Here is a 26944-nt window from a genome sequence, read left to right as displayed (position 1 = left end):
CCGTGACCTCACCCGTATAGCCATCGACGGTACCGATCTCCTTGACCGTGTAGGCAACCGACTTGCCGGACTTTTTCTGGTATAGGCCGGTCCATGTGTTCGCCCAATGGTTCGCCCCGGACAATTCGACCGGTGCACCTTGGGCGGCGCCATCCGCATACAACTGCACCTTCACCGACTTCGGACGCCTGTGCTCCTTGTCATTCGAATCCTTCCAGACCTTGGACACAGACACCGACGTCCTGCCCGGCGTATACGAATTGGTCAGATCAAAGCCATCGACCTTGGTCGCATAGTCCTTGACCGCGTCCTCGCCGACGGTGTAGTCGTACCGGTGCCCATCATGCCGATCGTACTTGGGCAGGTTCTCGAACGCATATGTCCATGATCCGTCCGCACCCGCCGACACCTGGACGGCATCGACCTTTTTGCCATCGCGCAGCAGGTTGACCGTAATCGAATCCGGACGCACACCGTCACGGTTGCCGTCATCGTCCCAGGTCTTCGTACCGGCCACACGCGTGGTCTGCACATTCGTGTTGGTCACCGTGAAGCCCGATGCCATGTCACCCGTGACCTCGCCCGTATAGCCATCGACCGGATCCTCCGAAACGGTGTAGGCGATTTGCCTGCCATCCGCAGTGTACCTGCGAAGATCCGTAAACGCACCCTTCCAGTCGCCGGCCTCATCCAAGATCAGAGACTGGCCGGTATCCACACCATCGGCCAGCAAGTGCACGTTCACCGAACCACTCCGAGGACCAACCCACTTCTTAACGACCTTGATGGAAACGATTTCGGGAGTATGGGAATTAGTGATGGTGAAACCATTCGCCACACTGCCGGTGACCGTTGCAGTATAGTGCGCGGCCGTCGGATCCTCCGAGACGGCGTAGGCGATCTTGTGACCAGCGGTGTTCTTCTCGGCAAGTCCCGTAAATGAACCCTGCCACTGCCCGGCATCATTCAACGTGAGCTTTTTACCGGTGTCGGCGCCGTCAGCGAGAAGGTGCACCGTAACGGATGACGGTCTTAAGCCGTCATGGTTATTCGCATCATCCCAGACCTTCTTGACGTGAACGTCAACGGTCTTCGGAATTTCCTTATCGACAAAGGTCTTCGTCACTTCCCTAGTTGCAAGCGAAAAGTCGGAACTCGCAATCGACTGGTCGGCAGCCACTTGATATCCCGAAGGTGCGGTTGTCTCCTTCACCGTATAGTCGTCGCGCAGCATCTTGTTCAGGCTGGCCCTACCATTGGCATCGGTGGTCACCTGACCCACGGACAGACCGGAACGAGTGCGGATCACATCGAAAACGGCCCCGGCGAGAGGCGCTCCACCTTCATCGGTCTTCTTGATATTGATGGTGAAGTCATAGCCTTCTCCCGTTCCCCCTGCGGAGGGAATGACATACTGCGCTTTGCTGCTCTTCTGTGCGGTGCCGTCAGTGAGCGTGGCCTTATTCTCGAATTTCTCGCCCGGGACCGGCGTCCACGCGACCTGCGTCTCATATTGCACAAGAAGACCGGTGGCGGCCGGCACTGCGCCGATATTCAGTCGGAAGCTTGTTCCCGTTTCCGTAAAACCGGAAAGATACTGGCTGGTGACATCGCTCTGGTTGGTGAATTTATAGCTCACACCATCAAACTGCCAAGTGCCGGAAAACACCTGAAGCGTTCCGGAAATATATGTTTGCCCCGGTGTTATCATCTGATCGTCGATCACCGCATTGGCAAAACCTTTGGCATCCTGGTTCAGTTTGATTTGCCAAACACCTTTCGTGGTGTCATAGCCCTTGGCCCAGCCGGCCTTGATAATCGTCTCGGCGGACTGTTTTTTCACCGTATAGTCAATGGTCCCGGCATCGACGGTCTGCCCGCTTGCCTTGGGCTTGACCGGTAGCACGCCCGATGTCTGATGCACGCCGCTATCGACCTGAGCGTTGATGGAGAATTTGCCGGAGATGTCCGATTTGTTTTCGGCATAATTGGTGTAGGTGATGGTGTAGGTGGTGAGAGAGGGATCGATCTTTCCCCTCGCAATGACGTTAGCGCCGTCCTTGATTTCAAAATCGGTCGGAGCGGCCCCCTTAAAACCGTTGGGAAGCTCTATGGTGGTGGTGTCTCCGGCATGCACCGTGTGATTGGGCAGGCTAAAGTCAAAATTGATTTTGAACGGCTGCCATGGGCCGACTTTCACCGGAGTCTTTCCGTTCGAATCGGTAACGGATGCACCGGTAATGACATTGGGTAGCTCAGCAGCCTGAGCCACGGTTTGGGTGAATCCAATGAACAGGCATAATCCAAACGATAGGACTGCACTCACCCATTTCGTCATTCTTCGCATGGTGTCGAGGTCTTTCTTATGAGATCCTTTATTCTTACGAATGGCCGATTTTTACGAAAATCGACCAATTATCTCATGGTAAAAGTCCCCGGAATCCTGTCCCCTTTGCCCGATGACGACGGCGGAACGCCATTCGTTATCAGCTCATGTATCACTCTTGTTTTTCGGGTGTGTCTGGGGTGTGCATCGGCCCGTCGTTTACCCTCCGCATAGCCGAATCGATCATGCCGCGGCATCGTTCGCTCAACGGCACCGACATGGCGATGAGGAACAGGCACAAAGCCAGCACGACGTCTTCGACCACTCTCCATATTCCGGTTGCCATATGCCATCTCGTGGCATCCAGATAGATCACGAAAATAATGAGAATGTATGCACGGACACATAGCTGACGAACGGGAAGCCGTCCTTCATCATGCTGGCAATCAGGCAAATCTCCACTCTCCTTCGATGTCAATCGCCTCTTCCGAAATGCAATACTACCGCCATGACGTCATCATCAGCAGCCGGCGGAACATCCATCATCGCGCCCATCATCATGGACAAGCCCGTCATGCCGCCCTTGCTGCACCCTATTTGATTGGGAGAAACCAAGCGGAACGCCGATTGTCCGCAATATGCAAATAGGGGGAGACCGTCGAAGTGTGCGGCATGGCGGCGTAACATGATTCTTGCTTGCGAAAGCAAGTAACGGAGCATAGGGGCTATTGGCCTGTTCGGATTCGTCTTTCTCTCTATCCGTACAGGCCATATCCTTTCCGAAACTGCCGGGGTTCCACGCCTCTCCCCTCTTATCCTTCGTGGAGTTCCGGCAGTTTCACTTCATCCCCGACAACGTTCCATTCACAGGAAACAAAGGTGGTTGGAACCTAGTCGACCAGCGGCGATTCACATCATGTTCCCCATGCGCCTTCCCCGATGGCTGGGGTACACATAGGGTGGTCATGCGGCTTGTCATCTCCTTGCAGACGCTGCCGTTGAGCCATAGCATGCCTTATTACGTGGGGTGCTGATGCGGCCTGCGCAAGAGGATAAGGATTTCAATGGGATTGAGTAGGACATGTATGGCATTATTCTCTGCTGCATTTTTCACACCCCTGGTTTTCTCTCCGATTGCGGCGTGGGCATCCGCAGCCCCGATAGACACCGTTCCCTCCACCATGTCCGGCATGAACAGGTTCCTCAGGCAAAACGGCAAAAACAAGCTGGCCTTCGACGCGGCATCGGCCAAACGGGCCGGATATTCGGACCGTGACCTGACGATCGTATCCTCCCAGATCAGACTGATGAACATGCTTTTGAACGAAGGCCAGGCCATACTCCACCCGGACGGTTCCCTATCATTGCGATACTACACATCCGACGGCTCCTCACGGACCATCGCACGGGGAATCAACAGAATGGTGGTCCAATGGTACGGCGTCTTCGAATACTGGTTGGACAGCGACAAGGCACGCAATCTCATTTCGGAAATGAAGATGGGGCGTCTGCTGCCCGACATCGTTCCCGGATGGATCGGGCCGGCGGTCGACATCGACTCGACAACGCTGCTTCGAGGCGCACGAGCGGCGGTCAAGCCCAATCGGGGCGTGATCGTGTATGCAAGAGCCATGCGGGCCGGTGAACTGAATTCCATATGGTTCACCTCCCAATGACGCCGAATCGGCTTCAGGCGACGATCTGGGAGCGAATGGGGGCAGGCTCCACGGCGTAATGCTTGCGCATGCTTTTGAGTATCGTACGAATGGACGTGTTGGTCTGGTTCGCGGCGGTACGGAACTTGTCGAAAGTACGGCCATGCGGATCCTCGATATCGCGAGGAATCGGCAGCATCGGCCTGATCATCGAAGAGGACTTGATCACCGACTGCAGGCGCTCCTGGATGGTCAGTCCCTTGACCATGCCGTTCCGGGCGCAGTATTCGCACATGTTCGCGAAATCACTCAGCAGGAACGTATACCGTACGGCCGCCGGGGCCAAAGCCACGATATCCTTGCGCTGGCCCTTTTCAAAGCATAGGATCAGGTCGGCCTCATCGGCCATCTGGCGCGTGAGGCGGCGGGACCGGAATCCGCTGGATTCGATGCCGACGCTGTCCATCAGCCGTGCGCTGGACGGGTCGATCTGATGCATCGGCAGACCACGGGTACCGGCGCTGGAGACGCGCACGGTGGTGCCGGTCAGATATTTCGTCAGCAGCAGCTCGCCCATAGGCGAACGGCAGATGTTGCCCGTGCAGACGAACATGATGTGCATACGCCGACCTCTTGCAGTGCGTGTTACGTTTATGCCGGCTTCAGGGCCGTGCATATCCTACAGATGGATATTCTAGCGCAGGCCGTGCCTTCGGACCGCCTCCGCGATGCCATGCGGCGGGAGGTCTTCACCATCTCCACCACCATTGCCATCGAACCACTATATGGACGAATCTTGCAATCCGAAACGGTTCGGCAATGTGGTTTCGATACACTGCCACGCATTATGCAAAAGCCATGACCGCCTACGACAGACGGGGCGCATGGCAGGGGTTTCACGAAAGGATCATGATGAGCGAAGAGGACAAGCTCAGCGAGAAGGTGGCCGAAGCCGTTGAAGTGGCCGCAAATGAGGCTGCGAAGCGTGAAATAGACGAACTGACCGAATTCGAAGGCGCCGTCGATGAAATGCTGGCCTCCGGCTATCTGGACGATACGCTGCGCGTAATCGACGCGGATGGTGTGGCGCAGGTGCTCCCGGTACTGGATTCCGAGCCGATCGCACACCTGATCGAAGGCGTGGAGGCCGTCGGCGGGCGTGCGAACGTGTTCGTGCATACCGGCCAGGGAATTGTGGCGCTGAGCGTGCTGGAATACAAGCCGGACGACGGGGAGTAACGAATCGGAGCGAATCAGGGCCGCGGCGGTCTCCTGCATGGCCACGCGACCCTCGGGTTTCGTGGTTTCAGTGGGAGATGAGGGCCAAGGCGCGCTGAACGGCTTCGTGCGTGGTGCCGGCACCGCGTCCACGCACGCCGAAGAACACCATCAGCACCATGATGAAGCAGATGCCGGCGCTGATACGCAACGCCCACTGAATGCCGAACACGTTGGCGATGGCATACGTGCCCTTCGCACCTCCGATGGCAGCCCAACGCAATGACGTGAACGTCTCCATCAGAATCACCAGCACCGGGGCGCCGACCGCACCGGCAATCTGACGCACGGTGTTCGTTACGGCCGAGCCGGCGCTCACCTCCTGCGGCCGCAGGCAGTTGAGCGACCATGTGGTGATCGGCATGAGCACGAATCCCATGCCGATCTGACGCACGAACTGCCATATCGACACCCACCAAATCCATGACGTCATGGAAATCAGGCTCATCATAATCGTGCCGAAGCACAGCGTAATCGTGCCGATCAAGGCGACGGGCCGGGCGCCGAATCTATCGAGGGCCTTGCCGCCGAAGAACTGCGAAATGCACTGGCCGAGCGCACCGGGCAGCATCACCAGGCCGCTGATCGTGGCGGAATAGCCACGGCAATTCTGAATATAGAGCGGCATGATCACCATAATCGAGCTGAATGCGAAGAACGACAGCGCCGCAGTGACCGTACCGACCGTGAAACTGCGGTTCTTCAGCACACCCAGGTTCAGCAGCGGAGGCTGGCAGTCGCGGGCAGCGGCCTGGCGACCATGGGCATCGGACTGGCGGGCGTCGCCGGACTGCGCGGAGGCATACCGGCGAGCGCCATGGATCTGGCGAACCACGAACCAGATGATGCCGATGATGCCGATGAGCATCGGCAGCCAGACCATGGGGTGTATGAATGCGTATGATTCGATGTTCGTGAAGCCGAACATCAGACCGCCGAAACCGAAAATCGACAGTCCGACGGAGAAGAAGTCGGCTTTGGCGGAAGGGTCGTGCACGCCGAAATTGCGCAGTCCGAAGAATGCCAGGAACAGTGAGATCACGCCGATGATCGTCAAGGTGAAGAAAATCGAACGCCAGCCGTTCAGATCGGTCTGTATGCCGCCCAAAGTGGGGCCGATGGCCGGTGCGACGCTCATGGCCATGCCCACGGTGCCCATGGCCATGCCTCGGCGTGCCAACGGGTAGATCGAGAAGACGGTGATCTGCAGCACCGGCCACATCACACCGGTTCCAACCGCTTCCAGCAGGCGGCCGATCAGCACCAGCGCGAAGGTGGAGCCCAGCCATGCGAATACGGATCCGACGGTGAATACGGTCATCGAGGCGAGTACGATCTGACGGGTCGAGAAGCGGCGGGTCAGGTATGCCGTAAGCGGAACCATCACGCCCATGACCAGCTGGAAAATCGAGGTCAGCCACTGCCCGGTCGTGACGGAAATGCCGAAATCGGTCACGATGGTCGGCAGGGCGGCGCTCAGCTGCAGCTGCGTGAAGTTGCCGACGAAGGTGATGAACGTCAGAATCGCGATGGAAACGAAAGCCGCATGCGTCAAATGGCCGTTGACATAAGCCTCATCACGCGTAAGCACCTGCGATTTTCCCCTCATACCGTTTTTCATGCACCACCTCTGAAACGCCATAATGACTCCAGAATTCTATGCCTACGGTTGGGCATTGCACCGGTGGGCGCAACCCGGCCAGGGGCTGGTTCAGACCTTGCCGAGGAAGGTGAGGATGATGAGGAGAACGTTGAGTGCGACGATCAGCGCGGCGACGGCGATGTTGAGCGCATGTTTGAACGGACCGTCCGCATATTCGCCCATAAGATCCCTGTCATGCGTGTAGCGCATGAGCGGAATGATCGCGAACGGGATGCCGATTGACAGCACCACCTGTCCGACGATCAGCGCTTCGGTCGGATTGCCCGCGAACCACAGCACAATTAGCGCCGGCACCAGCGTAACGATCCGGCAGGCCCACATCGGCGCCTTGATCCGCAGCAATCCATGCATGATCTCGGAGCCCGCGTACGTGCCGACGGACGTGGAGCTCAGACTGGAGGCCAGCAGTCCTACGGAGAAAATCGTGCCGACGACCGGACCCAGCACACTCGCGATCGCATGCTGCGCACCTTCGATCGTATCCGTGCCGGTCATGCCGTACAGCGAATTCGCAGCCAGGATCAACAGCGACAAATTCACGGAACCGGCCAACAGCAGCGCCCAAAACACATCGATCTTGCTACCGTGCAACAGCTGACGGACGGTCGGTTTGTGCTGACCGGGCGCATAATGGTCGTTCACCAGCGTGGAATGCAGGTAGATGGCGTGCGGCATGACGGTGGCGCCCAGCATGGAAGTGGCCATCAACACCGTTGCGGAACCTTTGAAACGCGGAATCAGACCGGACGCCACCGCCCTCGGATCCGGCGGAGCCATGAACAGGCCTGCGATGAAGCCGAACGTGATCACCAGCAGCAATGCGATGATGAGTTTCTCGAAAATGCGATGCGTGGCGCCTTTCTGGAAAATCAGCAGAATCGTGGAAACCACGCCGATGATGCATCCACCGAGAAACAGCGGCAAACCGAACAGCAGGTTGAGGGCGATGGCACCGCCGATCACTTCGGCCAGATCGGTGGCGATGGCGATGACCTCGGCCTGCATGAAGAACATGAACCGACCGCCGTCGCCCATGCGCTCACCAAGGATTTCCGGCAGGCTTTTGCCGGTGACGATGCCAAGCTTGGCGGATTGGTATTGGATCAGTACGCTCATGCAGTTGGCGATTACGAGCACCCAGACCAGCAGATAGCCGTATCGTGCGCCGGAAGTGATGTTGGCGGCCACGTTGCCCGGATCCACATAGGCTACGGCCGCCACGAAAGCCGGTCCGAGAATGCCCGCCAGCGCGTGTCCGTGACGTTCCTTGCCCATGCCTTCCATGCCCTTCCCCGTGATTGGCGGCTAACGAGCAACGTTATAGCGCGATTATGTTACCTTGGCCTGTATTTCAGCTCTCCGGAATGGCCTGCGCGGGGCAGCTGTGGAGTACCGACAGCATGGCCCGCTTCTCCTTGGTGGTCACGGTCAGACCGTACTTGTCTTTCACGCCGATCTGACGCGCGACGTAATCGCAACGGTAATCGCCGTTGGTGGGCAGCCAGTAGGCGGCCGAGGCGGAACCCTTCTCCTGGTTGGCCGGACCATCGACGGCCAGCAGATTGTACATGTCATTGCCGTACTCGTAGCGTTTGGCCTTGCTCCATTCGCTCGCTCCGGACTGCCACGCGTTCTCGAGCGCCACCACGTGGTCGATCTGCACGGCGCTGGACGTATCGCGTCCGCGCTGGAAATGAATGGTCTTGCCGGTGTACGGGTCATCGAGCGTGCCGGACTGCACCTTGCAACCGCCGGCACTTTTGTACTGCACATCCGTCAGGTCGCGGGCCAGCACGTCCTCGCGTACGTCACAGCCGTTGCCGTCCGCGTCCGTCTCACGATAGCCGAATGAGGTACGGTCGTAGCCGGCTTTGCTGGGATTGTCGTCAACCGTGAGTTTCTCCAACGTTTCCGCGGCGGTGCCGGTCGCCGTATACTCGCCGGTGATCTCACCGACGGTCGGGCTTGTTTTCGGCAGAATCAGGCCGATGGTGACGCCGATCACCGCGGCAATCACCAGCAGGCACAGTATGCGTTCGACCGGACCTTCCGCGTTGAAACGCTTCTTGCGAAAGTGGGTGGCGTTACGGCGTCGTGGCATGGGAATCCTTAATCTACGGGGCACTTATGACGCAAACTCGTGGGCTGGCGGGCCGGCTCACCGGAAAACGGTGCCGGTTGCCGGGAATCGCCGATTAGGCGGTTTCCGGAGATATTCGGAATCTCCGGTATTGTCGGCGATTCTCAAAGGGCTTCGACAATGCCGATTCGGCGGTTTCCGGAAGAATCGCGTCGGGTCACCGAATCAGGCGTAGGTGAAGGTAAGCGGATCATGGCCGGCGCGAGTCGGGCCGTCGAGCGCGTCGATGGCCGCATGCTCCTCCTGCGTCAGCGCGAATCCGAACAGGTCAAGGTTCTCCTTCTGACGTTGCGCATGCACCGACTTGGGGATGATGATGGTACCGTTCTCGATGTGCCACCGCAGAATCGCCTGTGCCGGGCTTACATGATGGGCTTGCGCGATGCGTTCGATCGTGCCGTCCCCCGCATTCAGATCGGCGCCGCGGGCCATCGGCGAATACGCTTCGATTGCGATCCCATGTTCCTTGCAGTATGCGACGACCTCACGCTGCTGCCAGGTGGGATGCAGTTCGATCTGGTTGATGGCAGGGTATTCGCCGGTCTCCTCATGCAAGCGGTCAAGATGCTCCGGAAGGAAGTTGCACACACCAAGCGTCTTCACACGGCCTTCCGCACGGAATTCAGCGAAGGCCTTCCAGGTTTCGCCGCTGCGCCAGTCGAACGGGGTCGGCCAATGCAGCATGTACATGTCGACATACTCGAGCTGCAGCAAACCGAGCTGGCGGTCGAAGGCCTTGCGGGCGGAATCATAGCCCTGCTCGGAATCGCGCAGCTTGGTGGTGACCCAGATATCCGCGCGCTTGTCGCCGGTGTTGTAGCCGGTGTTCGCGAGCGCGCGACCTACGCCGGCCTCGTTGTTGTAGCCGGCGGCACCGTCGATATGGCGATATCCGACTGCGATGGCGTTTTCGACGACCGGTGTCACGCCTTCGTCATCGATGCGCAGCACGCCGAGGCCGACTTGCGGAATTCTGTTGCCGTCGCTCAGCGTGATCATTGGCACGTTGTGTTCCTGTGGCTTTTGTGGTTCCCGTGGCTCTGCCATTGCGTTTCCTTCCGCCCGTTGCGTTTCCGTCCGGTTCGGCGAGCCCATCCGATTCGATGATTCCGCCGGATTCGACGGTTTTCACCTGGCTCGATGGTTCCACGCCAACCGACCTTTATTTATTCTTGTGATACTTCCCAGACTAGCTTTATGCCGCCCCGACGCATTCGATCTGTGGCGTGCCATTGCTTGTCGTGTGGGTTTTTGTTGGGGATCGGGATACGGGCCGCCCGGCGGGCGGCGTCCCGCCCGCCGCGCACGCGCCGCGTACGGTCCTTCGGGCCTGGGGTCCCGTCCCGTCTCGCGCACGATCCGCGTCCAAGGCGCTTTGCGCGTATCGTGCGCCCGTGTCCCTCCGGAAACCCGTCCCAGGGGCATGGCTCCCGGCCCCAATCCTCCCGGAACGGACCGTACGGGGGTGCCGGTCGGCGTCGTCCGGGAACACGATCCTCCAAAACCGCCCGGACCGCGCATCGTGCGCGACCACCGGCCGTGGCGGATTCCGGGAATGCGGGCGGCGAATGCCGGCGCGGCCACAGGGGCGATCCGGCGCGCCGATGCGATGTCGTATGCGGCGGGGACCGGCAGGATACCAGGCGCGTTCCACCCGGCAGGGATCGCTACAGGCCATAGGCATCCGGACCGCGCGACCACCGGCCGCCCGCATGCGGGGCGGGGTCCACATCCGGCGGCCCGACCTGACGGGAGGCGCACGATCCGCAAGACCGACCCCACCAACCAACCGGCAATACCGTAGACAATCCGTCGACAAACGGAAATCAGGGGAATCTCGAACATAATCAAATCCCAACAATCCACCTATTTATGCACAAGCAAAAGACGTCACAGCGACTTATCCACAGCAACACGCCGAACATGCATCCTTCGACCACAACTCCCGAATGGACTGGACTACTCACTGCGCCTAGTCATAGCGTCGAAACATGAATGGCAATGAAGCATATAAACCGATGCAACGGATCGCGCTCTCCCAGACGCAACGGCAGGCGCTGCACGAATGCAAGGCCTTCGGGGTGCGCCATCCTGTCAGACATGAGACCGCACTCGCAATATGGGGCATCGAGCAGCCTTCCGGCAACGGTCATTGTCGCTCACGAGCCATGCGGTCTGATCGTGACGAAATCATCGGATATCCCGAATATCCGCCTTCCGATTATGGCTATGCGGAAGATCGCATATCCGCCGAAACGTGGAATGATCCGACCGACACCATGGCGGGCAATGCGCTGATACATGTCGTGCTGTGCAACCGCAATGATCGCAGGGTGCGGAAGAACATTCGCATGCACGTATGGAAGGGGTTGGAGAGCAAGCATGTGCTGGTGATTGACGGGGTGCAGGTGCTTGCGCCCGCACCGACATGGGCGTTGATGGCGGGACCGTTGGATATCGGAGAGCTGGTTATGATTGCGGAATCGATGATCCGGCACCGCCGATTAACGCTCAATGAGCTGCAGGAATTTGTGGACACGGCCCAAATTCCATATCGCAGCAAATGCTTGGATGCGCTTGCGCTGGTGCGGGAAGGATCGGATTCTCCCAAGGAGACCGAGATGAGGTTGGTACTGGAACGATATGGCCTTCCCTCGATGATGATCAATCACACGGTTTCGGATGTGCTATTCGGCAACGGTGCCATGGCGACGCTCGATCTGGCGGACCCGGCACGCAAGTTCGGTTTGGAGTATGACGGCGACCATCATCGCACGGACAAGTGGCAATGGAGGCGGGACAGGGACAAGCGTACGCGGCTCGCCTCCGCCGGTTGGGTGGTGCTGGTGGCGACGCAGCTGGATCTTTCGGATGAGTTGCATCGCGCGGCATTCGCCATGAACGTGGCGCATGCGTTGTCGAATATTGATGGACAGCCGATTACGGTGAATACGCCGATGCCATGGAATGAACTTGCACGTCGGCGGCGGAAGATGGCTCGACCGCGACGTGCGAGAAAACGCTGTCGATGATGGTGGGATTTACAGTTGGCGCTCAGGTGAGTGGATTTTGTAGTGTCGCTGATTGGTTGGTGGGGTCGGTCTTGCGGATCGTGCGCCTCCCGTCAGGTCGGGCCGCCGGATGTGGACCCCGCCCCGCATGCGGGCGGCCGGTGGTCGCGCGGTCCGGATGCCTATGGCCTGTAGCGATCCCTGCCGGGTGGAACGCGCCTGGTATCCTGCCGGTCCCCGCCGCATACGACATCGCATCGGCGCGCCGGATCGCCCCTGTGGCCGCGCCGGCATTCGCCGCCCGCATTCCCGGAATCCGCCACGGCCGGTGGTCGCGCACGATGCGCGGTCCGGGCGGTTTTGGAGGATCGTGTTCCCGGACGACGCCGACCGGCACCCCCGTACGGTCCGTTCCGGGAGGATTGGGGCCGGGAGCCATGCCCCTGGGACGGGTTTCCGGAGGGACACGGGCGCACGATACGCGCAAAGCGCCTTGGACGCGGATCGTGCGCGACACGGGACGGGACCCCAGGCCCGAAGGACCGTACGCGGCGCGTGCGCGGCGGGCGGGACGCCGCCCGGCCGCCGGCCCTATCCCGATCCCCAACAAAAACCCACACGACAAGGAACAAAACACCGTTAGTTGGAACACATGGTGCGCCCTAATCTCCAGCGGGAGCACGCCCGGCAGGAGACAAGACATCGCCCGCCGGCGGGCCTATGCCCGGGTGGTGGCCCGGGCGATGACACGTGACTGGGTGGTAATCAGGGCGGGATCGAGGTGACGTCCGTTGATGCGGTCGATGATGCGACTGACCGCAGTGGGGGCAATCCAGTCGAGGCAGGAGTCCATGGTGGTCAGCGGCGGCTGGAAATACGCGGCTTCCTCGATGTTGTCAAAACCGATCACCTGCACCTGATCGGGCACACCGATACCATTGGCGGCCAAAGTAAACAGGGCACCCAACGCCAACTGATCATTGAAGGCAACGATGCCGTCGAACGGCACACCGGAATCGATGAGCCGCTGCGTCACACGGGCACCGGAACCGATGGTCCAGTCATAGCCGGTGTTGCCGAGCAGACGCGAATCGAACGCGACCCCATGCGCGTTGTACGCCTCAAGTACGCCACGCAGACGCAGCTGGGCATTGCCCTCCACGGCATCGAGCAGACCATCCAGATCCTCGGGCGCGGTTCTGGCACCCACCACGGCAATTCGAATCGCACCGCGGTCGAATAGGTATTCCGTCGCTTGCCTGGCTTCCTGCACATCGTCGGGGGTCACATGATCGGCCTTGCCATGCGTGTCCCGCGCGCCGACGCAGACGAGCGGGTAGTCGACATCAAGATCTTCCGGGGACAGGTCCTCCACTTCGGAGATGGACAGGATCATGCCGTCCGACACGGTGGTGTTGAAGTCTTCGAGCAACGCGCGAGCGCCGCCTGCGGAACCTTCCGCATAAGTGGTGACGTAGACGGAATAGCCGTGCAATCGGGCCGCGTCGATCACGCGATTGGCCAGTTCGGCCAGATATGGCGCGGTGAGGCTCGGTACGGCGAGGGTGATGAATCCGGTGTTGCCGCGATTGAGGTTACGAGCGGCGACGTTCACACGGTAGCCCAGCCGATCGATAACCTCCTGCACCTTTTCGCGCGTGCTTTCAGTCATGCGTCCGCTGTTGTTGATCACGTTGGAGGCGGTTTTCAGCGAAACACCGGCCTCTTCGGCCACATCGCGCAATGTGATGCGCCTTCTGTCCGGTTTCGTTTCGCTCATATCGGGGCTCCTTGCCTGCTTTTCGACCTACGTGTGGCAGATGTACCGGTTCTTCCGCAGCTTTCTGGCTTACATGTGGCAGGTATTCAGCGAAAACCGAAATATTACCATTGCCATGATAAGGCCCGAATCCCGAGTTTTACGATTCATCTGCCACATATAGGACGATTAGGCGCGGAGGAACCGGCGCATTCGACGCCCGCCACCGGCATCGGCACCCCCTGTTACCGCTTGGTAATCAGTATGCCGTTGCGATGAATGACATAGGAGCCCGGTTCTTCCGGCCCAACCTCGCTTTGGAACCGGCAGATCGGTTCGCCTTCGATGCCACACAATGTAACCTCCTGCTTGCCGCGGGGCATGTAGAAGTCGAAGGTCGCATCAGCGGATTTGCGCACGGTATGCAGCACATCGCCGCGCTGGCGGCTGCCATCGCAATCCGAAGTCGTGAGATTGGTGCGGACGAACCTAGTCAGATCGGCCACGTTCAGGTCGCAGCCCACAAAGTAGGCGGTACCGGCACCGTACGGATTGCGGGTGATGGCGGCGGTGCCGTCCAACTCCCATTCGTCCGCCGCCTCTCCCGAATAGGTGGCGAGCACTTCGGTGCCGACGCCTTCCACGTTCACGTCGTTCTGCCACAGGCGGGTCACGGCGCCGGCCATACCGCCGCCCAGCTCGATCGCGCATGGCTCACCTTCCGCCTCACACCCGAGAATGTTGAATTCCTCGCCGCGAATGCCAAGCATCGTGCGCAACAGACCATCGCCGGCACCTGGATATCCGCCGAGCCAGGTGTGGAAATGCTCGTCGATCAGGCCGGTCGCATAGCCGATCACCACCTTGCCGCCGGCGGCCGTGAAGTCGGCAAGCCGTTGCGTGTCGGCGGCGCTCAGCATCAGTACACTCGGCAGCACCACCACGGAGTATGCGCTCCAGTCGTACTTGAGCGGCACCACATCGGCCCGCTCCCCCGCGTCCAGAAATGCGCGGTACCAGTCACGCACGTCATGCCAGTGGCTGAGTTTCATGCTCGGCAGGGTTTCACTGCGCGTGGCCCACTCGGATTCGGCACTGAACAGGATCGCCGTATCGGAGCGCTCGAGCACGCTTCCCTGCATGCCTGCGGCACTCAGATCCCTGAGCACCGACCCGAGCTCGCATACCTGACGGAACACTTTGGTATCCTCTCCGGCATGCGGCAGCATGGCGGAATGGAAGGCTTCGGCACCAAATTCGGAGGCGCGCCATTGGAAAAAAATTGATGGCATCGGCGCCCATGGCCACATGAGCGAGGGAGTCTCGTACGAGCTCGCCCTTGCGCTTGCGGGTGTTGAGCGGCTTCCACTGCACCGCCGAGGTGGAGTGTTCCATCACATACCATGGCTTGCCGAGCGCCAACGAATCCATGAGCGCGTCGGAGCAGGCGAGTTCGTCAAGATGCGATTCGCCTTCATGGAAGTAATGGTCGTTGGAGACGAAGTCCACTTCTTCGGCCCAATCGGCATAGTCCATGCAGCACTGGTCGGTGGAGACCATGAAGTTCGTGGTGAATGGCTTGTCGGGGCAAATTTCGGCGATGGCGTCACGTTCGGCCTTGTAGAAGTCGAGCAGCATATCGTTGCCGAATCGCTCGAAATCCAGCTTCTGCCCGGGATTGACCATGCTGTCGGCACCCATGAAGCGCGGGATGAGCACTTCGTCGAAGCCGTTCATCTCCTGCCCCCAGAAGGTGGTGCCCCAGGCCGCGTTGAGCGCCTCGATGGTGCCGTACTTGCGTTCGCACCATCTGCGGAAGGCGGCCAAGGCGTTGTCGGAGTAGTCTTCGCGGTTGTTCCAGCCGTATTCGTTGCCCATATGCCAGGCGGTGATGTACGGATTGGTGCCGTAGCGTTCGGCGAGTTTGCGGCACATGGTGAGCGCGTATTCCTTGAATACCGGGCTGGTCGGGCTCCACGACTGCCGTGATCCGGCGTTGATCTGATGGCCGTATTTGTCCCGCGGAAGGACCTCCGGATGGCTTTCGTACAGCCACAGCGGAGCGGTGGCGGTGGCGGAGGCCAGGTCGACCGCGATGCCCGCCTTGCCGAGCTTGTCGATGATGCGGTCAAGCCAGCCGAAATCCCAACGATCCTCAGTGGGTTGGATGCGATCCCAGCTGAAGATAGCGAGGGCCACGGTGTTGACGCCGGCCTGCTTCATCAGTCGAATGTCGTCGTCCCACGTCGATTCCGGCCACTGGTCCGGATTGTAGTCGCCGCCGAACGCCATGCCACCGCCATTGCGAGTCAACAGTTTCGGCCAGGAAAATGTTCTTCTTGTCGTCATATAAGCCTCCTGAAAAAACGTTTGCCGCTTCGGATTCTTTGCCAGTCCACATGATACAACGGTGTATCAACGCCCTCCGAATCGATATCTCGCATGGTATGGCGAACCATGCCCCGCCAGGCATGGTCCGCCCCACCTCATTCCTTGACTGCGCCGGCGGCGAGGCCGGACTGCCAATACCTCTGCAAACACAGGAACGCGATCACCAACGGCACGATCGTGACCAACGAACCCGTGATCACCAGGTTCTGGATCGCCTGCCCGCCCGCCGTGGAGGCCTGGTCCTTCCACTGGTTCAACCCGATCGTGAGCGGATACCAATCCGAATCCTTGAGCATGATCAACGGCAGGAAATAATTGTTCCACGTCGCCACGATCGCGAACAGGGCCGTGGTCACGATACCCGGCGCCAGCAAGGGCAGGCTCACCTGGAAGAACGTACGGAACTCGCCCGCACCGTCCACGCGCGCCGCCTCGAGCAGCTCGGTGGGCACGGCCTGGTCCGAGAAGATCCACATCAGGTACAGGCCGAACGTGGACACCAGGCTCGGGATGATCATGGCCCACGGCGTGTTGGTCAGGTTCAGCTTGGCGAACAGCAGGAACTGCGGCACCGCCAACGCGATGCCCGGCACGCTGATCGCGCCGATGATGACCGCGAACACGGCCCTGCGCCCCGGGAAACGGAACTTCGCCAGACCGTAGCCGCCCATGATGGCCAGCAGCGTGGCCCCTCCCGCGCCGGCCACCACGTACAGGACGGTGTTGAGGAACCAGCGGCCGAAGATCCCGCCGTCATAGGTGAACACGGTCCTGATGTTGTCCCACAGGGCGAACGTGCGGCCCAGGCCCAGGCCGAAGGTCGACGTGAAGTCCGCCTGCGTCTTGGTCGCGTTGACCAGCAGGTAGAAGAACGGGAACAGGCAGTACACGGCGAACACCGCGCACACCAGGGTCAGCAGCCCGCTGCGCCTGGGGTTCGCGACGTTCGCGAACCCCGACCTCGCGGCCCTCGCCCGCTCCGCCCGCTCGTCCCTGGCGACGCGGCGCCGGCGCCGCCTCTCCGCCTTCCTGGCGTCCCTCTCCCGCTCCCCCGGCCCCGCCGCGGCGACATTGCTTGCATTGCTCATCTCGATGCTCCTTCGAATCCCTTTGCCCGTGAGGGCGGCGCGACGGCGCGCGCCTACCTCATCTGCTCCTTCATGCTCCTGAGCTGCACCACGTACGCGATCGCCATCGTGATCACCGCCATCGCGATCGCCAGGGCGGCCGCGTAGTTGCTCTGGTTGCCCGAGAAGCTCAGGTTGTACGCGTACATGTTCGGCGTGTAGTACGTGCTGATGGCGTTGCCCGGCACCATGTTCTGCATGATGCTCGGCTCGTTGAACAACTGGAACGAGCCGATGATCGAGAAGATCACCGTGATCGCCAGGCTCCCGCGCAGCTCCGGCAGCTTGATGGCCCTGACGATCTGCCACTCGCTCGCCCCGTCGATCGACGCGGCCTCGTACAGCGAATGCGGGATCGTGGACAGCGAGCTGTAGAAGATCAGCATGTTGTAGCCCGTGAACTCCCAGGTCACGATGTTGCCGATCGAGGCGAGCAGCACGCCCGGGGCGAGCACGTCCAGATGCGTGCCGAAAAAGCCGTTGAACGATCCCACCAGCCCGTACTTCGCGCCGTACATGAACCCCCAGATCAGCGTGGAGACCACGGCCGGCACCGCGTACGGCAGGAACGTGGAGATACGGAAGAACCTCGTGCCGTGCAGCTTCATGGAATCCAGGGCCAACGCCATCGCGGCGGCCAGGAACAGCATGACCGGCACCTGCACGACCGTGAACAGCGCCACCCGGCCCACCGCGCTCCAGAACTGCCGGTCGTGCAGCAGGCGCGCGTAGTTGTCGAACCCCACGAACCGCGTGCCACCGATCATCCGCTGCTGGAAGAAACTGATATAGACCGCGTACATGATCGGAATGACGAACACGAACACGAACACCAGGGCGAACGGCCACACGAACTTCCAACCACGCCAATCCGCACGATGCCTATTAACACGGACCTGCTCGACGGGCGTGTGCAATGGCGCCGCGACGTTTGATGCTGCCTGAGTCATGATTACCTCCTTCTTGCTGCGTTGCGATTGTTGCCGCCGACCGCCTTCGTCGCCTTTCACAATCGCAAGGCATTGCGATTTTCCCACGATTCCCGACATGCGAAGGGCGGGGATTCGCGGGATATCTCCCCGCCTTCTTCCGCCCCCCGCAGTCGGCGTGCATGAGGACCAGCCGGTTTGTTCAGCCCTTGTTGCTGACGGTGTAGCCTTGCTGGGTGCCATGTTCAGCGAGCGCCTTGCCGTAGTTGGCGAAGGCCTCCTCCAAGGTGATCTCCTTGTTGTAGGCCTTGGAGATCTGGTCGCCGAAGGAGGACTGCGCGAACGGGTTGTATGGCAGGTAGGAGAACTCGGAAACCTTGCGTTGGGCGGCCTCGGAGAGCACTTCGTTCACGTTCTGGCCGCCGAAGTAGTCGTTGACCTTCTTGTTGGCCTCGGTGGTCGGGTCGGTAAAATCATCGGAGGTGAGGATGCTCTTGAGGCTCGGGAAGGTGCCGGTATCGGCCATGGTCTTGGCGCCTTCGCCATGGGTCAGGTATTCCACGAACTTGTAGGCCGCGGCCTGCTGCTTGGACTGGGAGACGACGGCGAGTGCGGAGCCGCCGTCCTCGGCGGAGGCCTCATCGCCCTCCTCCCATTGTGGCAGCTGGGCCACGCGCCAGTTGCCGGCCTGGTCGGGAGCGCCGTTCATGAGGTTGACCGGCATCCAGCCGCCGATGGTCAGCGAGGCGATGGTGCCGTCGTTGAGTTCGCGGTTCCAATCGTCGGACCAGTTGGCCGTTTTGGTGTCGATGAGGTCTTCGTCGATGAGTTTCTGCTGGAATTCGATGTACTTCTTCATGCCGGCATCCTTGGTCATGTCGATGGTGAGGTTTTCACCGTCGACTTTCCAGGGTTGGGCTCCGGCTTGCCAGGCTTGCGCGGTGAAGGGCTGGTATTCCATGCTGGAGCCGGAGTTGTTGGTCATGTAGGATCCGATGGCCCTGACCTTCTTGGCGGCCTCGTAGTAGTCGTCCCAGGTCTTGATTTGGGTGCCGTCGACGCCGGCCTTCTTGAATACCGCGTCGTTATAGAAGAACATTTCCGGGCCGGAGTCGATCGGCAGCGCGTACGGTTTGCCGTTGTACTGCAGCTTGTTCCACGGGCCTGCGGAGAAATCGTCGGCGAGCTTGTCCGCACCGAATTGGCTCAGATCGACCAGATCGCCGGTCACCGCGAACTGCGTGACGGTCGGATCCTCGAGCATGACCACGTCTGGCGCGCCCTTGCCTGCCGCGATGGCGTTGCTCAGTGCGGTCTGCGTGTCGGACGCGGTGCCGGTGTTGTTGAACTTCACGGTGATGCCGGGGTTCGCCTTCTGGAAGTCTTTGATGAGGTCGCTCATGGTGTGGCCGGTGTCCCAGCCCCAGAACACGAGTTCGGCCTTGTCGGCGTCACCGGCATTGCCTGCATTGCCGGCATTGCCGCAAGCGGCCAGACCAGTGAGGGTCATCACCGCGGTCATCACCGCGAGAACCTTCTGAGAGTTGCGCATGTTTCCTCCTTCACGAGCCGGCATCGGGCCGTCTTTGCCCAATACGTTCAGAAGCTGCGCCCCGTTTTGATATACCGCTGTACCAACGATGACAGTGGTATATGTATTCCTTGCGTGCGACTTGGGGGGGCTGTTTCTGGGTGGCTCCGTTTCCTTCCTGATACAACTGTGTATCATTGCCTTTTATGATACACAGTTGTATCAGGAAGTCAAATTCACCCTCCCAAGCGTTTGCGTTTCAACCGGTCCTTCGGCGTTTCGCAACCGCCTCATGCCGTTTTCCAATCCATCTCGGCATACCCGATAATCGGGAATCCTCGATAGCCGGGAATCCCTGCCTTGTCCGGAACGGGTTCCCGTAATCGTGCAGAGTTCATGGAACCTTCAGCCGCGAAGAGCGGCGCCTCGGTACGGCACATCCGTTTCGATATGGCATATCCGCGTATCCGGCAGCGCACGATTCCCGAAAAACCGGTTCGTTTGGGAAACGTGCACGCAAGTGAATCCCAAATCATGGGTTAGGGGGTATAAATCCGAGAGACAGTCTCGGAGAACTCCGAGGATGGTTATCCGGGAATGGCAATGCAGAGGGTTGCTGCAAACACGATCTCCGCAAATCCTTGGGATCCGGAATCGTGCACGCCTCCCATCGACCGAATCACCATTTTTCCGACGACATCATCCTCAACGGCGCTCCGATTCATACCCCGGCCCAGCGAAACGTTACAAAGCCGACTCCTGCAGTCATCCGTAATACAAGCCCGAAGCGGGCATCTTCGCCCCGACGGCCAGACCATACGCAACCGGCCTCCGCCCTCAACCGGAACGAGAGCGAAGGCCCTTGCGGCATGGAGCTGGCTACAGACTCAGGAAAAGCTCGTGGATGCGGGTGTCGTCGGTAAGTTCGGGATGGAAGGCCGTGGCGAGGATATTGCCCTGACGCAAACCGACCACGTTGCCGTCCACCGACGTTGCCACCGTCACGGCCGATCCGACCTCAGCCACGAACGGCCCGCGGATGAACACCAGCGGGAAATCCTTCAGCACGACATCAGCCGAGGGAACCCCCACGGCAGTATGCCCGTCGGGATTCCGAACCGAATCCGCTGCCGCACCCGACACAGCCTTCGAGGATGGCGCGGCGAATCCCGGAACATGTTCGCCCGGCGCGACCACGACGGCGGAATCGCCGGCAGCGGAGCCGAAATCGGCGGTGGCGGCAAAGGAGCCGAGCTGGCGACCGTAGGCGTTACGGCGCACCACGGCATCAAGCGCACCGAAGTAGACGTTCGGATCGTTCTCCAGCCGCCGGGCCAGCAGGATCATACCGGCGCAGGTTCCGAACACCGGCTTGCCGGCGGCGATATGCGCGGCGATGGGTTCGAACAGGCCGGTTGCGCGAAGCAGCTTGCCCTGGGTGGTGCTTTCACCGCCCGGCAGGATCACACGGTCGATGGAGTCGTCGAAATCCTCGGCCGCACGCAGCAGCTTCCACGGGGCGCCAAGCCCATCAAGCATGGCGGCATGTTCGGCGAACGCACCCTGCACGGCAAGAATGCCGGTCACGCCATGGCGGGCGGATTCGGCGCCTGAGGCCACATCGGCCGACTTTTCCTTTGCGATGTACTCAACGGCTACAACCATCAGGTCTCCTTGTGCGACGGCAGGCGGGGGCGGAAATCATACGATTCCTTAACCCACCGCACCTGCCGGGAACGGCTGGAATAACTGGAATCATTGGAATGACCGGAACGACGGAGGGCGAACGCCCGCACGGAACGGCGGAACTGGCACGCTCCACCCGCCGGAACGATACGGGTGGAACGGATCACTCGCCCCTGGCGGCCATGATGGTCTCGATCTCGTCCTCGTTGATGCCGACCATGGCCTCGCCAAGATTTTCGGACAGCCGCGCGAGCAGGTCGGCATCCTGCCAGTTGGCGGTGGCCTGCACGATGGCGGCGGCGCGCTTGGCCGGGTCGCCGGACTTGAAGATGCCGGATCCCACGAACACGCCCTCCGCGCCAAGCTCCATCATGAGGGCCGCGTCGGCCGGGGTCGCGACGCCGCCGGCGGCGAAGTTGACGACCGGCAGACGGCCGTTGTCATGCACGTATTCGGCGAGATCGTACGGCACGGCCAGCTGCTTGGCGGCCTCGTACACCTCGTCGTCACGCAGGGAGACGAGCTCGCGGATCTGCTTGTTCATGGTGCGCATGTGGCGCACGGCCTGGATCACGTCGCCCGTGCCCGGTTCGCCCTTGGTGCGGATCATGGACGCGCCTTCCGCAATGCGGCGCAGCGCCTCGCCCAGATTCTTCGCGCCGCACACGAATGGCACGTCGAACCGGCTCTTGTCGATGTGGTACACGTCGTCGGCCGGGCTGAGCACTTCGGATTCGTCGATGTAGTCGATGTCGATGGCCTGCAGAATACGCGCCTCGGCGATGTGGCCGATGCGCACCTTGGCCATGACCGGAATGGACACGGCCTCCTGAATGCCCTTGATCATGGCCGGATCGCTCATACGGGAGACGCCGCCGGCGGCGCGGATGTCGGCCGGGATGCGCTCGAGCGCCATCACCGCGCATGCGCCGGCATCCTGCGCGATCTTCGCCTGTTCCGGGGTGGTGACGTCCATGATCACGCCGCCCTTGAGCATCTGCGCCAGATTCTTATTCAGTTCGTTCCTGTTGTTGGCCATCGCCAGCCTTTCGTCGGTAGTCTTACACTTGATACAGATACTAACGATTTGCGATTACCAAATCATATAAACTGAATATTTCAGTGATTTAAAAAGTTGTTTTTCTTAAATTTCAGGCCCGTTTTTCATCATCAATCATTTTCCTGCGATTTCGATTCCGTCGACAATCGTACGATTTCGCCCGGTTTTCTTGCCTCGCCGGCCGACCGCGCTTTCGAATCGCCGGCAACGCGCGGTATCGGAAAACCGAGCGGCCGACGATTGCCGCACGACCACATTGCGGACGCCTACATGTGCACGATCCCGTCGGCGATGCGCATGGTGGAATCACGGTGCGAGACGAGCACGACCGCACTCCCCTGCCCCGCAAGCCCGTTGATCGACTGCAGGATCACCGACTCGTTATAGGCGTCAAGACGACTGGTCGGCTCATCGAAGAGCACCAGATCGGCGTGACGCAGGAAGACGCGCGCCAGGCCGATGCGTTGACGCTCGCCTTCGGACAGCCGCCCGCCAAGCTCACCGACCGGGGTATCAAGGCCCTGCGGAAGCGAGTCGACCAGCTCAAGTACGGAGGCCTTGCGGAGCGCATCGCGAAGCGTACGGTCGAGATCCGCGTCGTTCCGCGGCCCGGCGGTGGCGGAACCGTCAGCGCACACGCTCTGCGGCAGTGCAATCACCAGATTCTCGCGAATCGTGCCGTCGAACAGGTAGGTTTCCTGCCCCATCATGGTCTGCACACGCCGACGCCAGCAAGCGTCGACCTGCGGCAGCGGCGTTCCCGACAGCTCGACCGCGCCCGACTGCGGATCCCAATACCGCATGAGCAGCTTGAGCAACGTGGACTTGCCCCGGCCAGACGGGCCTTGAATGCCGAGGATTCCATGCTCCGGCACGTCAAGCGAGATGTGCGACAGAACGGGAGTCGTGGAATCAGCTGCTGGGGCATCCGTCGGAACGCAATCCGCCGGGGCAAGGTCGGGCGCTTCGGAATCGCTGGCATGCGCGGCCGTACCGGAATGCGTCGACCCATATCCGAACGTCACATCCCGCACGGTCATGCCATGGTATTCCGGATGTGCGGTTCCGGTCTCGACCACCGCAGGCGCCTCGTCCATCAGCGCGAACAGGCGACGGGCGGAAGCGAAGGTCTGCGTCAGGCTCGCAGGCAGCGCGCTCAACGCGAGCGTCGGGCCGAAGGAGCTCGCAATCAGCACGAACGCGGCGATGAGCTGCGAGACGTTCAACTGCACGGCAATCGGCATGACGGCATTCGATCCGGCATACACGGCGAAATCAGGCATGACCATCGCAAGGAAGACCGCCAGTGCGGTGAACAGCATCACCAACACCGCACCGAGTCCGGCGAAATCGCCATTGCGCGCGCTCAGGCGAGCACGACGGGACCACAGGGAACGGGTGCGTGCGGCAATGCCGGCAAGCCGCGGCCCACCCTGACCGAAGCGGATGATCTCGTCGAGGCCGCGCATGTCGTCAAGCATCTCATCATCAAGCGCGGCGGATTCCTTACGGATTCCGGAGCCCAGGCCACGCACCGCGAGCGCGAACAGCTTCGGCAGCGCCACACCGACCACAAGATGGGCCACGATCAGCAGGATGGCGAAGATCGGGCTCAGCGCAAGCAATGCGATGGCGTAGATGACGGTGGTCACGACGGCGATCACGACCGGCGAGATGGTGTGTGCGAAGAAGATCTCAAGCAGTTCCACGTCGGTGGTGACCAACGCGATCAGGTCGCCCTTGCCCTTGCCCGCAAGTTTGGCGGGCGCAAGACGACGCAATGCGGCGAACGCCTTGGAGCGGAACAGCGCAAGCAGGCGGAAGGCCACATTGTGGTTCATGTACTGCTCGGCGTAGCGCATGCCGCCGCGGATCAGTGCGCAGACAATCATGGCCGCAATCGCCGCGGTCAGATTCATATGCCAGATCGGCAGGCCGATCGCCGCGAATGCCGCGGCCACGCCGAAGACCGGCAGGAAGGTGGCCGCGAGATGACCAAGTGTGCCGCAGGTACAGGCGATGATCATGTACTTGCGCAGGGGGCCGACCTCATGCAGAAGTCGCTTCACGAGCTGCCAGTCCGACATGGAGCCGCCGTCGGAGGGTTTCCGGTCTGCGGCGCCAAGGTCCGGTTCCGCTGCTTCATGCATGTTCGGTTCGGCGGAGTCGGACGAATTCGGGATCCGGGTACCGTTCTGGATGGCCGGTTCGGCGGAATCGGACATTCGGAGGCTCTGGACGGGCGCATCATAGCCCGGTTCCTCCCGCCTTCCGACTCGTTCCACATCGTCCTGCGCGCGGAACAGCCCGGCATATGTGCCGTTGGCCGCCATGAGTTCGGCGTGCGTACCGGTTTCAACGGTTGCACCGTGCGCGAACACCACCACCTGATCCGCATCGACCGCATTGGCCATGCGGTGCGTGACCATGATGACGGTTTTGCCACTGTCGGCAAGCTCGCGGATCGTCTGTAGAATCACCGTTTCGCTTTCCACGTCGACACTGCTGGTCGCCTCGTCGAATACGTAGACGGCGCTGCCGCGCAGGAGCGCACGGGCGATGGCGATGCGCTGACGCTGGCCACCTGACAGATTCGCCGCACCTTGGTCGATGCGCAGGTCGAGCCCCTGCGGGTCGGCCTGTACGAAATCCGCGATTCGTGCCGCGTCAAGGGCGCGCCACAGGTCGTCATCGGTGGCGCCGGGACGTGCCATCAGCAGATTCTCGCGCAACGTTCCGGCGAACAGGTGGCTGTTGGCGCCGACCAAGGTGACGTTATGGGTCAGCGATTCGGAAGTCAGGTCACGCAGCTCGCACGTGGGGCCGCCATGCCCGTCGGGCATGCCTGCGGCCGCCGACGGCGAGTCAGTCAACGGATCAGCCAAGGTGATGGAGCCTTCATACCCGGTCAGGGAACCGGCGAGAAGCTCGGCCACGGTGGATTTGCCGGAGCCGGAGGGCCCTACGATCGCGGTCAGATCGCCGGGGGCTGCGGTGAAGGAGATGCCTTGCAGGGCATCGCCCTCAGTCGCGCCGCGCACGGCGGTTTCCGATTGTGCAGGGTTGGAAAGCGGGGCGTAACGGAAGGTGACGTCTTGGAGGGTGACGGTGACGCCATCGTCGCAAGCGGGCAGCTCGGCCGTACCTCGAGCCGGCTCAGGCGCATCCAGCAAGGCGAAGATGCGCTTTGTGGATGTCATGCCGTTCATGGCGACGTGGAAGAACGAGCCCAACTGCCGCAGCGGAATGAAGAAGTCGGCGGACAGCAGGATCACAATCAGCACTCCGGCAAGCGGCAGCGAGTCCAAATTGGCGAAACGGAAGAAATTCGGCAGCCAGCCATACATGCCGGCCGGATACGATCCGCCAACCATGTATTGCCAGACCGCCACGATGATGCCGGCGGCCGCTCCGCCGTAGGCGACCACATCCATCGCGGTCAGCGAGCGCAGCTGGATCTGCAACACGTTCATGGTCATCACGCGGAATTGCTCGGCCTTGTCGTCCATCCGCCGTGCGGCGCGGGCGTCGGCGTCGAAGGTCTTCAACGTTTCAAGCCCCTGCAGATCGTCAAGGAACGCGGAGCCCATGTCCGTGTATTTGCCCCAGTATTGCTTGAAGACGCGGGCGGCGCGCATCGCCACCAGCCCCACGATCAATACGATGAGCGGAGCGCAGACGAGCAACGTCACGGCGGTCGGCATGTTGATCGGCGCGACGAAAAGGAACAATGTGATCGGAGCCAGTACGGCGTAGAACAATTGCGGCAGGAACAGTTCGAAGAAACTCTGAATCTGCTCGATGCCCTCGCCGGCGGACTGCACCACGTCGGCGGTGCTCACGCGCTGCGAGTATGAGGGCCCCAGCGCAAGCATCTTGTTGAACAGCCTTTCGCGCAACGCGAGTTTGACGCGTTCAGCCGCCTCGGTGCCGAAGTAGGCGGCGGAACGCAGCATGAGGAAGCGGATCACCATGGCGAAGACAATGACGATCGCATAGGCTGCGAGCGCCTCCCCCGGCAACCCCGTGCTGCCGAAGTGGTCGGCGAGGCCGATGATCCGGCCGCTCAGTACGGTGATTTCCGTGCCGAACAGCAGGTACTCGAGCAAGTGCACCAAAGTGAAGACGAAGACGATGTTCGCGAGCAGACCCACCCATTGACACAGCACCTTCGCGGCCACCAGCCGGCCGACGCCGGGAGCCAGGGAGAATAGTCGTTTGTCGAACATCATGCCTCTTTCACAAGTCTCAATACGTCTCACGTCGCAAAGTCGCAAAGATGCGGCATATACGAGTCCACGTCTCAGGCTACCGACTGCGCGTTGCATGCACAACGGTTTTTTCTCACAGCCGGCCCCGGTGACTTCAGGTCAGGGGGTATTTGGAAT

Annotated in this window: 18 protein-coding genes and 1 pseudogene; 3 read left to right on the top strand and 16 right to left on the bottom strand. The window is 60.9% G+C overall.

All coding sequences use genetic code 11. The features are described from left to right. The 3 genes from BMOU_RS02215 to BMOU_RS11495 form a co-directional block, all read right to left on the bottom strand. A partial coding sequence (locus tag BMOU_RS02215) for a Cna B-type domain-containing protein (RefSeq protein WP_235143654.1) occupies positions 1–2272 on the bottom strand: 2272 nt, incomplete at its 3' end. A gap of 226 nt (positions 2273–2498) precedes the next feature. Further along, positions 2499–2780 (bottom strand): hypothetical protein, encoded by a 282-nt coding sequence (locus tag BMOU_RS02210; protein WP_034874368.1) that lies wholly within the window; start codon positions 2778–2780, stop codon positions 2499–2501. A 564-nt stretch (positions 2781–3344) separates the two neighbouring features. After that, complete coding sequence (locus BMOU_RS11495; RefSeq protein ID WP_235143653.1) at positions 3345–3641, bottom strand: hypothetical protein; 297 nt, start codon at positions 3639–3641, stop codon at positions 3345–3347. Between BMOU_RS11495 and BMOU_RS02200 the strand changes: the two genes are divergently transcribed. Further along, positions 3640–4002: a hypothetical protein gene (locus tag BMOU_RS02200; protein WP_235143652.1), complete on the top strand. Its 363-nt coding sequence runs from the start codon at positions 3640–3642 to the stop codon at positions 4000–4002. The two genes, BMOU_RS11495 and BMOU_RS02200, sit on opposite strands and share 2 nt — an antisense overlap. Before the next feature lie 13 nt (positions 4003–4015). Here the strand turns inward: BMOU_RS02200 and BMOU_RS02195 are convergent, their stop codons facing one another. Beyond that, positions 4016–4603, bottom strand: a complete 588-nt coding sequence (locus BMOU_RS02195; protein WP_034874364.1) for an arsenate reductase/protein-tyrosine-phosphatase family protein — start codon at positions 4601–4603, stop codon at positions 4016–4018. Positions 4604–4890: 287 nt separating this feature from the next. On the opposite strand from BMOU_RS02195, the gene BMOU_RS02190 reads away from it, so the two are divergent. Continuing rightward, positions 4891–5220: a hypothetical protein gene (locus BMOU_RS02190; protein WP_034874362.1), complete on the top strand. Its 330-nt coding sequence runs from the start codon at positions 4891–4893 to the stop codon at positions 5218–5220. Positions 5221–5287: 67 nt separating this feature from the next. Here the strand turns inward: BMOU_RS02190 and BMOU_RS02185 are convergent, their stop codons facing one another. The 4 genes from BMOU_RS02185 to BMOU_RS02170 all read right to left on the bottom strand — a co-directional run bounded on the left by BMOU_RS02185 (position 5288) and on the right by BMOU_RS02170 (position 10109). Continuing rightward, positions 5288–6880: an MDR family MFS transporter gene (locus tag BMOU_RS02185; protein ID WP_034874360.1), complete on the bottom strand. Its 1593-nt coding sequence runs from the start codon at positions 6878–6880 to the stop codon at positions 5288–5290. Between the two features lie 90 nt (positions 6881–6970). Further along, positions 6971–8197 carry an Nramp family divalent metal transporter gene (locus tag BMOU_RS02180; RefSeq protein WP_034874358.1) on the bottom strand — a complete coding sequence of 409 codons (1227 nt, stop codon included), beginning with the start codon at positions 8195–8197 and terminating at the stop codon, positions 6971–6973. Positions 8198–8273: 76 nt separating this feature from the next. After that, positions 8274–9023 (bottom strand): HNH endonuclease family protein, encoded by a 750-nt coding sequence (locus BMOU_RS02175; protein ID WP_034874356.1) that lies wholly within the window; start codon positions 9021–9023, stop codon positions 8274–8276. A gap of 204 nt (positions 9024–9227) precedes the next feature. Continuing rightward, a complete protein-coding gene (locus tag BMOU_RS02170) occupies positions 9228–10109 on the bottom strand; it encodes an aldo/keto reductase (RefSeq protein WP_051428857.1) in 882 nt (293 codons plus the stop codon). A 971-nt stretch (positions 10110–11080) separates the two neighbouring features. Here BMOU_RS02170 and BMOU_RS11385 point away from each other — a divergent pair. After that, a complete protein-coding gene (locus BMOU_RS11385; RefSeq protein ID WP_171002114.1) occupies positions 11081–12094 on the top strand; it encodes a hypothetical protein in 1014 nt (337 codons plus the stop codon). 697 nt (positions 12095–12791) lie between these two features. On the opposite strand, the gene BMOU_RS02155 is transcribed toward BMOU_RS11385, so the two are convergent. From BMOU_RS02155 to BMOU_RS02115, 8 genes and pseudogenes are all read right to left on the bottom strand, one after another. After that, positions 12792–13853 carry a LacI family DNA-binding transcriptional regulator gene (locus tag BMOU_RS02155; protein ID WP_034874354.1) on the bottom strand — a complete coding sequence of 354 codons (1062 nt, stop codon included), beginning with the start codon at positions 13851–13853 and terminating at the stop codon, positions 12792–12794. A 224-nt stretch (positions 13854–14077) separates the two neighbouring features. Further along, positions 14078–16181, bottom strand: a pseudogene (locus BMOU_RS02150) (beta-galactosidase). A gap of 137 nt (positions 16182–16318) precedes the next feature. Beyond that, positions 16319–17311 (bottom strand): carbohydrate ABC transporter permease, encoded by a 993-nt coding sequence (locus tag BMOU_RS02145; protein WP_034874352.1) that lies wholly within the window; start codon positions 17309–17311, stop codon positions 16319–16321. Positions 17312–17364: 53 nt separating this feature from the next. Then, the gene (locus BMOU_RS02140) at positions 17365–18300 is read right to left on the bottom strand and encodes a carbohydrate ABC transporter permease (RefSeq protein ID WP_034874477.1); all 936 of its coding nucleotides are present in this window, start codon (positions 18298–18300) and stop codon (positions 17365–17367) included. Positions 18301–18481: 181 nt separating this feature from the next. Further along, complete coding sequence (locus tag BMOU_RS02135; protein WP_034874350.1) at positions 18482–19831, bottom strand: ABC transporter substrate-binding protein; 1350 nt, start codon at positions 19829–19831, stop codon at positions 18482–18484. Between the two features lie 858 nt (positions 19832–20689). After that, complete coding sequence (pdxT, locus tag BMOU_RS02130; protein ID WP_034874348.1) at positions 20690–21475, bottom strand: pyridoxal 5'-phosphate synthase glutaminase subunit PdxT; 786 nt, start codon at positions 21473–21475, stop codon at positions 20690–20692. Between the two features lie 184 nt (positions 21476–21659). Then, a complete protein-coding gene (gene pdxS / locus BMOU_RS02120; protein WP_034874344.1) occupies positions 21660–22535 on the bottom strand; it encodes a pyridoxal 5'-phosphate synthase lyase subunit PdxS in 876 nt (291 codons plus the stop codon). A 287-nt stretch (positions 22536–22822) separates the two neighbouring features. After that, complete coding sequence (locus BMOU_RS02115; RefSeq protein ID WP_034874342.1) at positions 22823–26785, bottom strand: ABC transporter ATP-binding protein/permease; 3963 nt, start codon at positions 26783–26785, stop codon at positions 22823–22825. Positions 26786–26944 lie beyond the last annotated feature (159 nt).

Source organism: Bifidobacterium moukalabense DSM 27321 (assembly GCF_000522505.1).
In the GTDB taxonomy this organism is placed as follows: domain Bacteria; phylum Actinomycetota; class Actinomycetes; order Actinomycetales; family Bifidobacteriaceae; genus Bifidobacterium; species Bifidobacterium moukalabense.
This window is presented reverse-complemented; position numbering and strand designations above follow the sequence as displayed.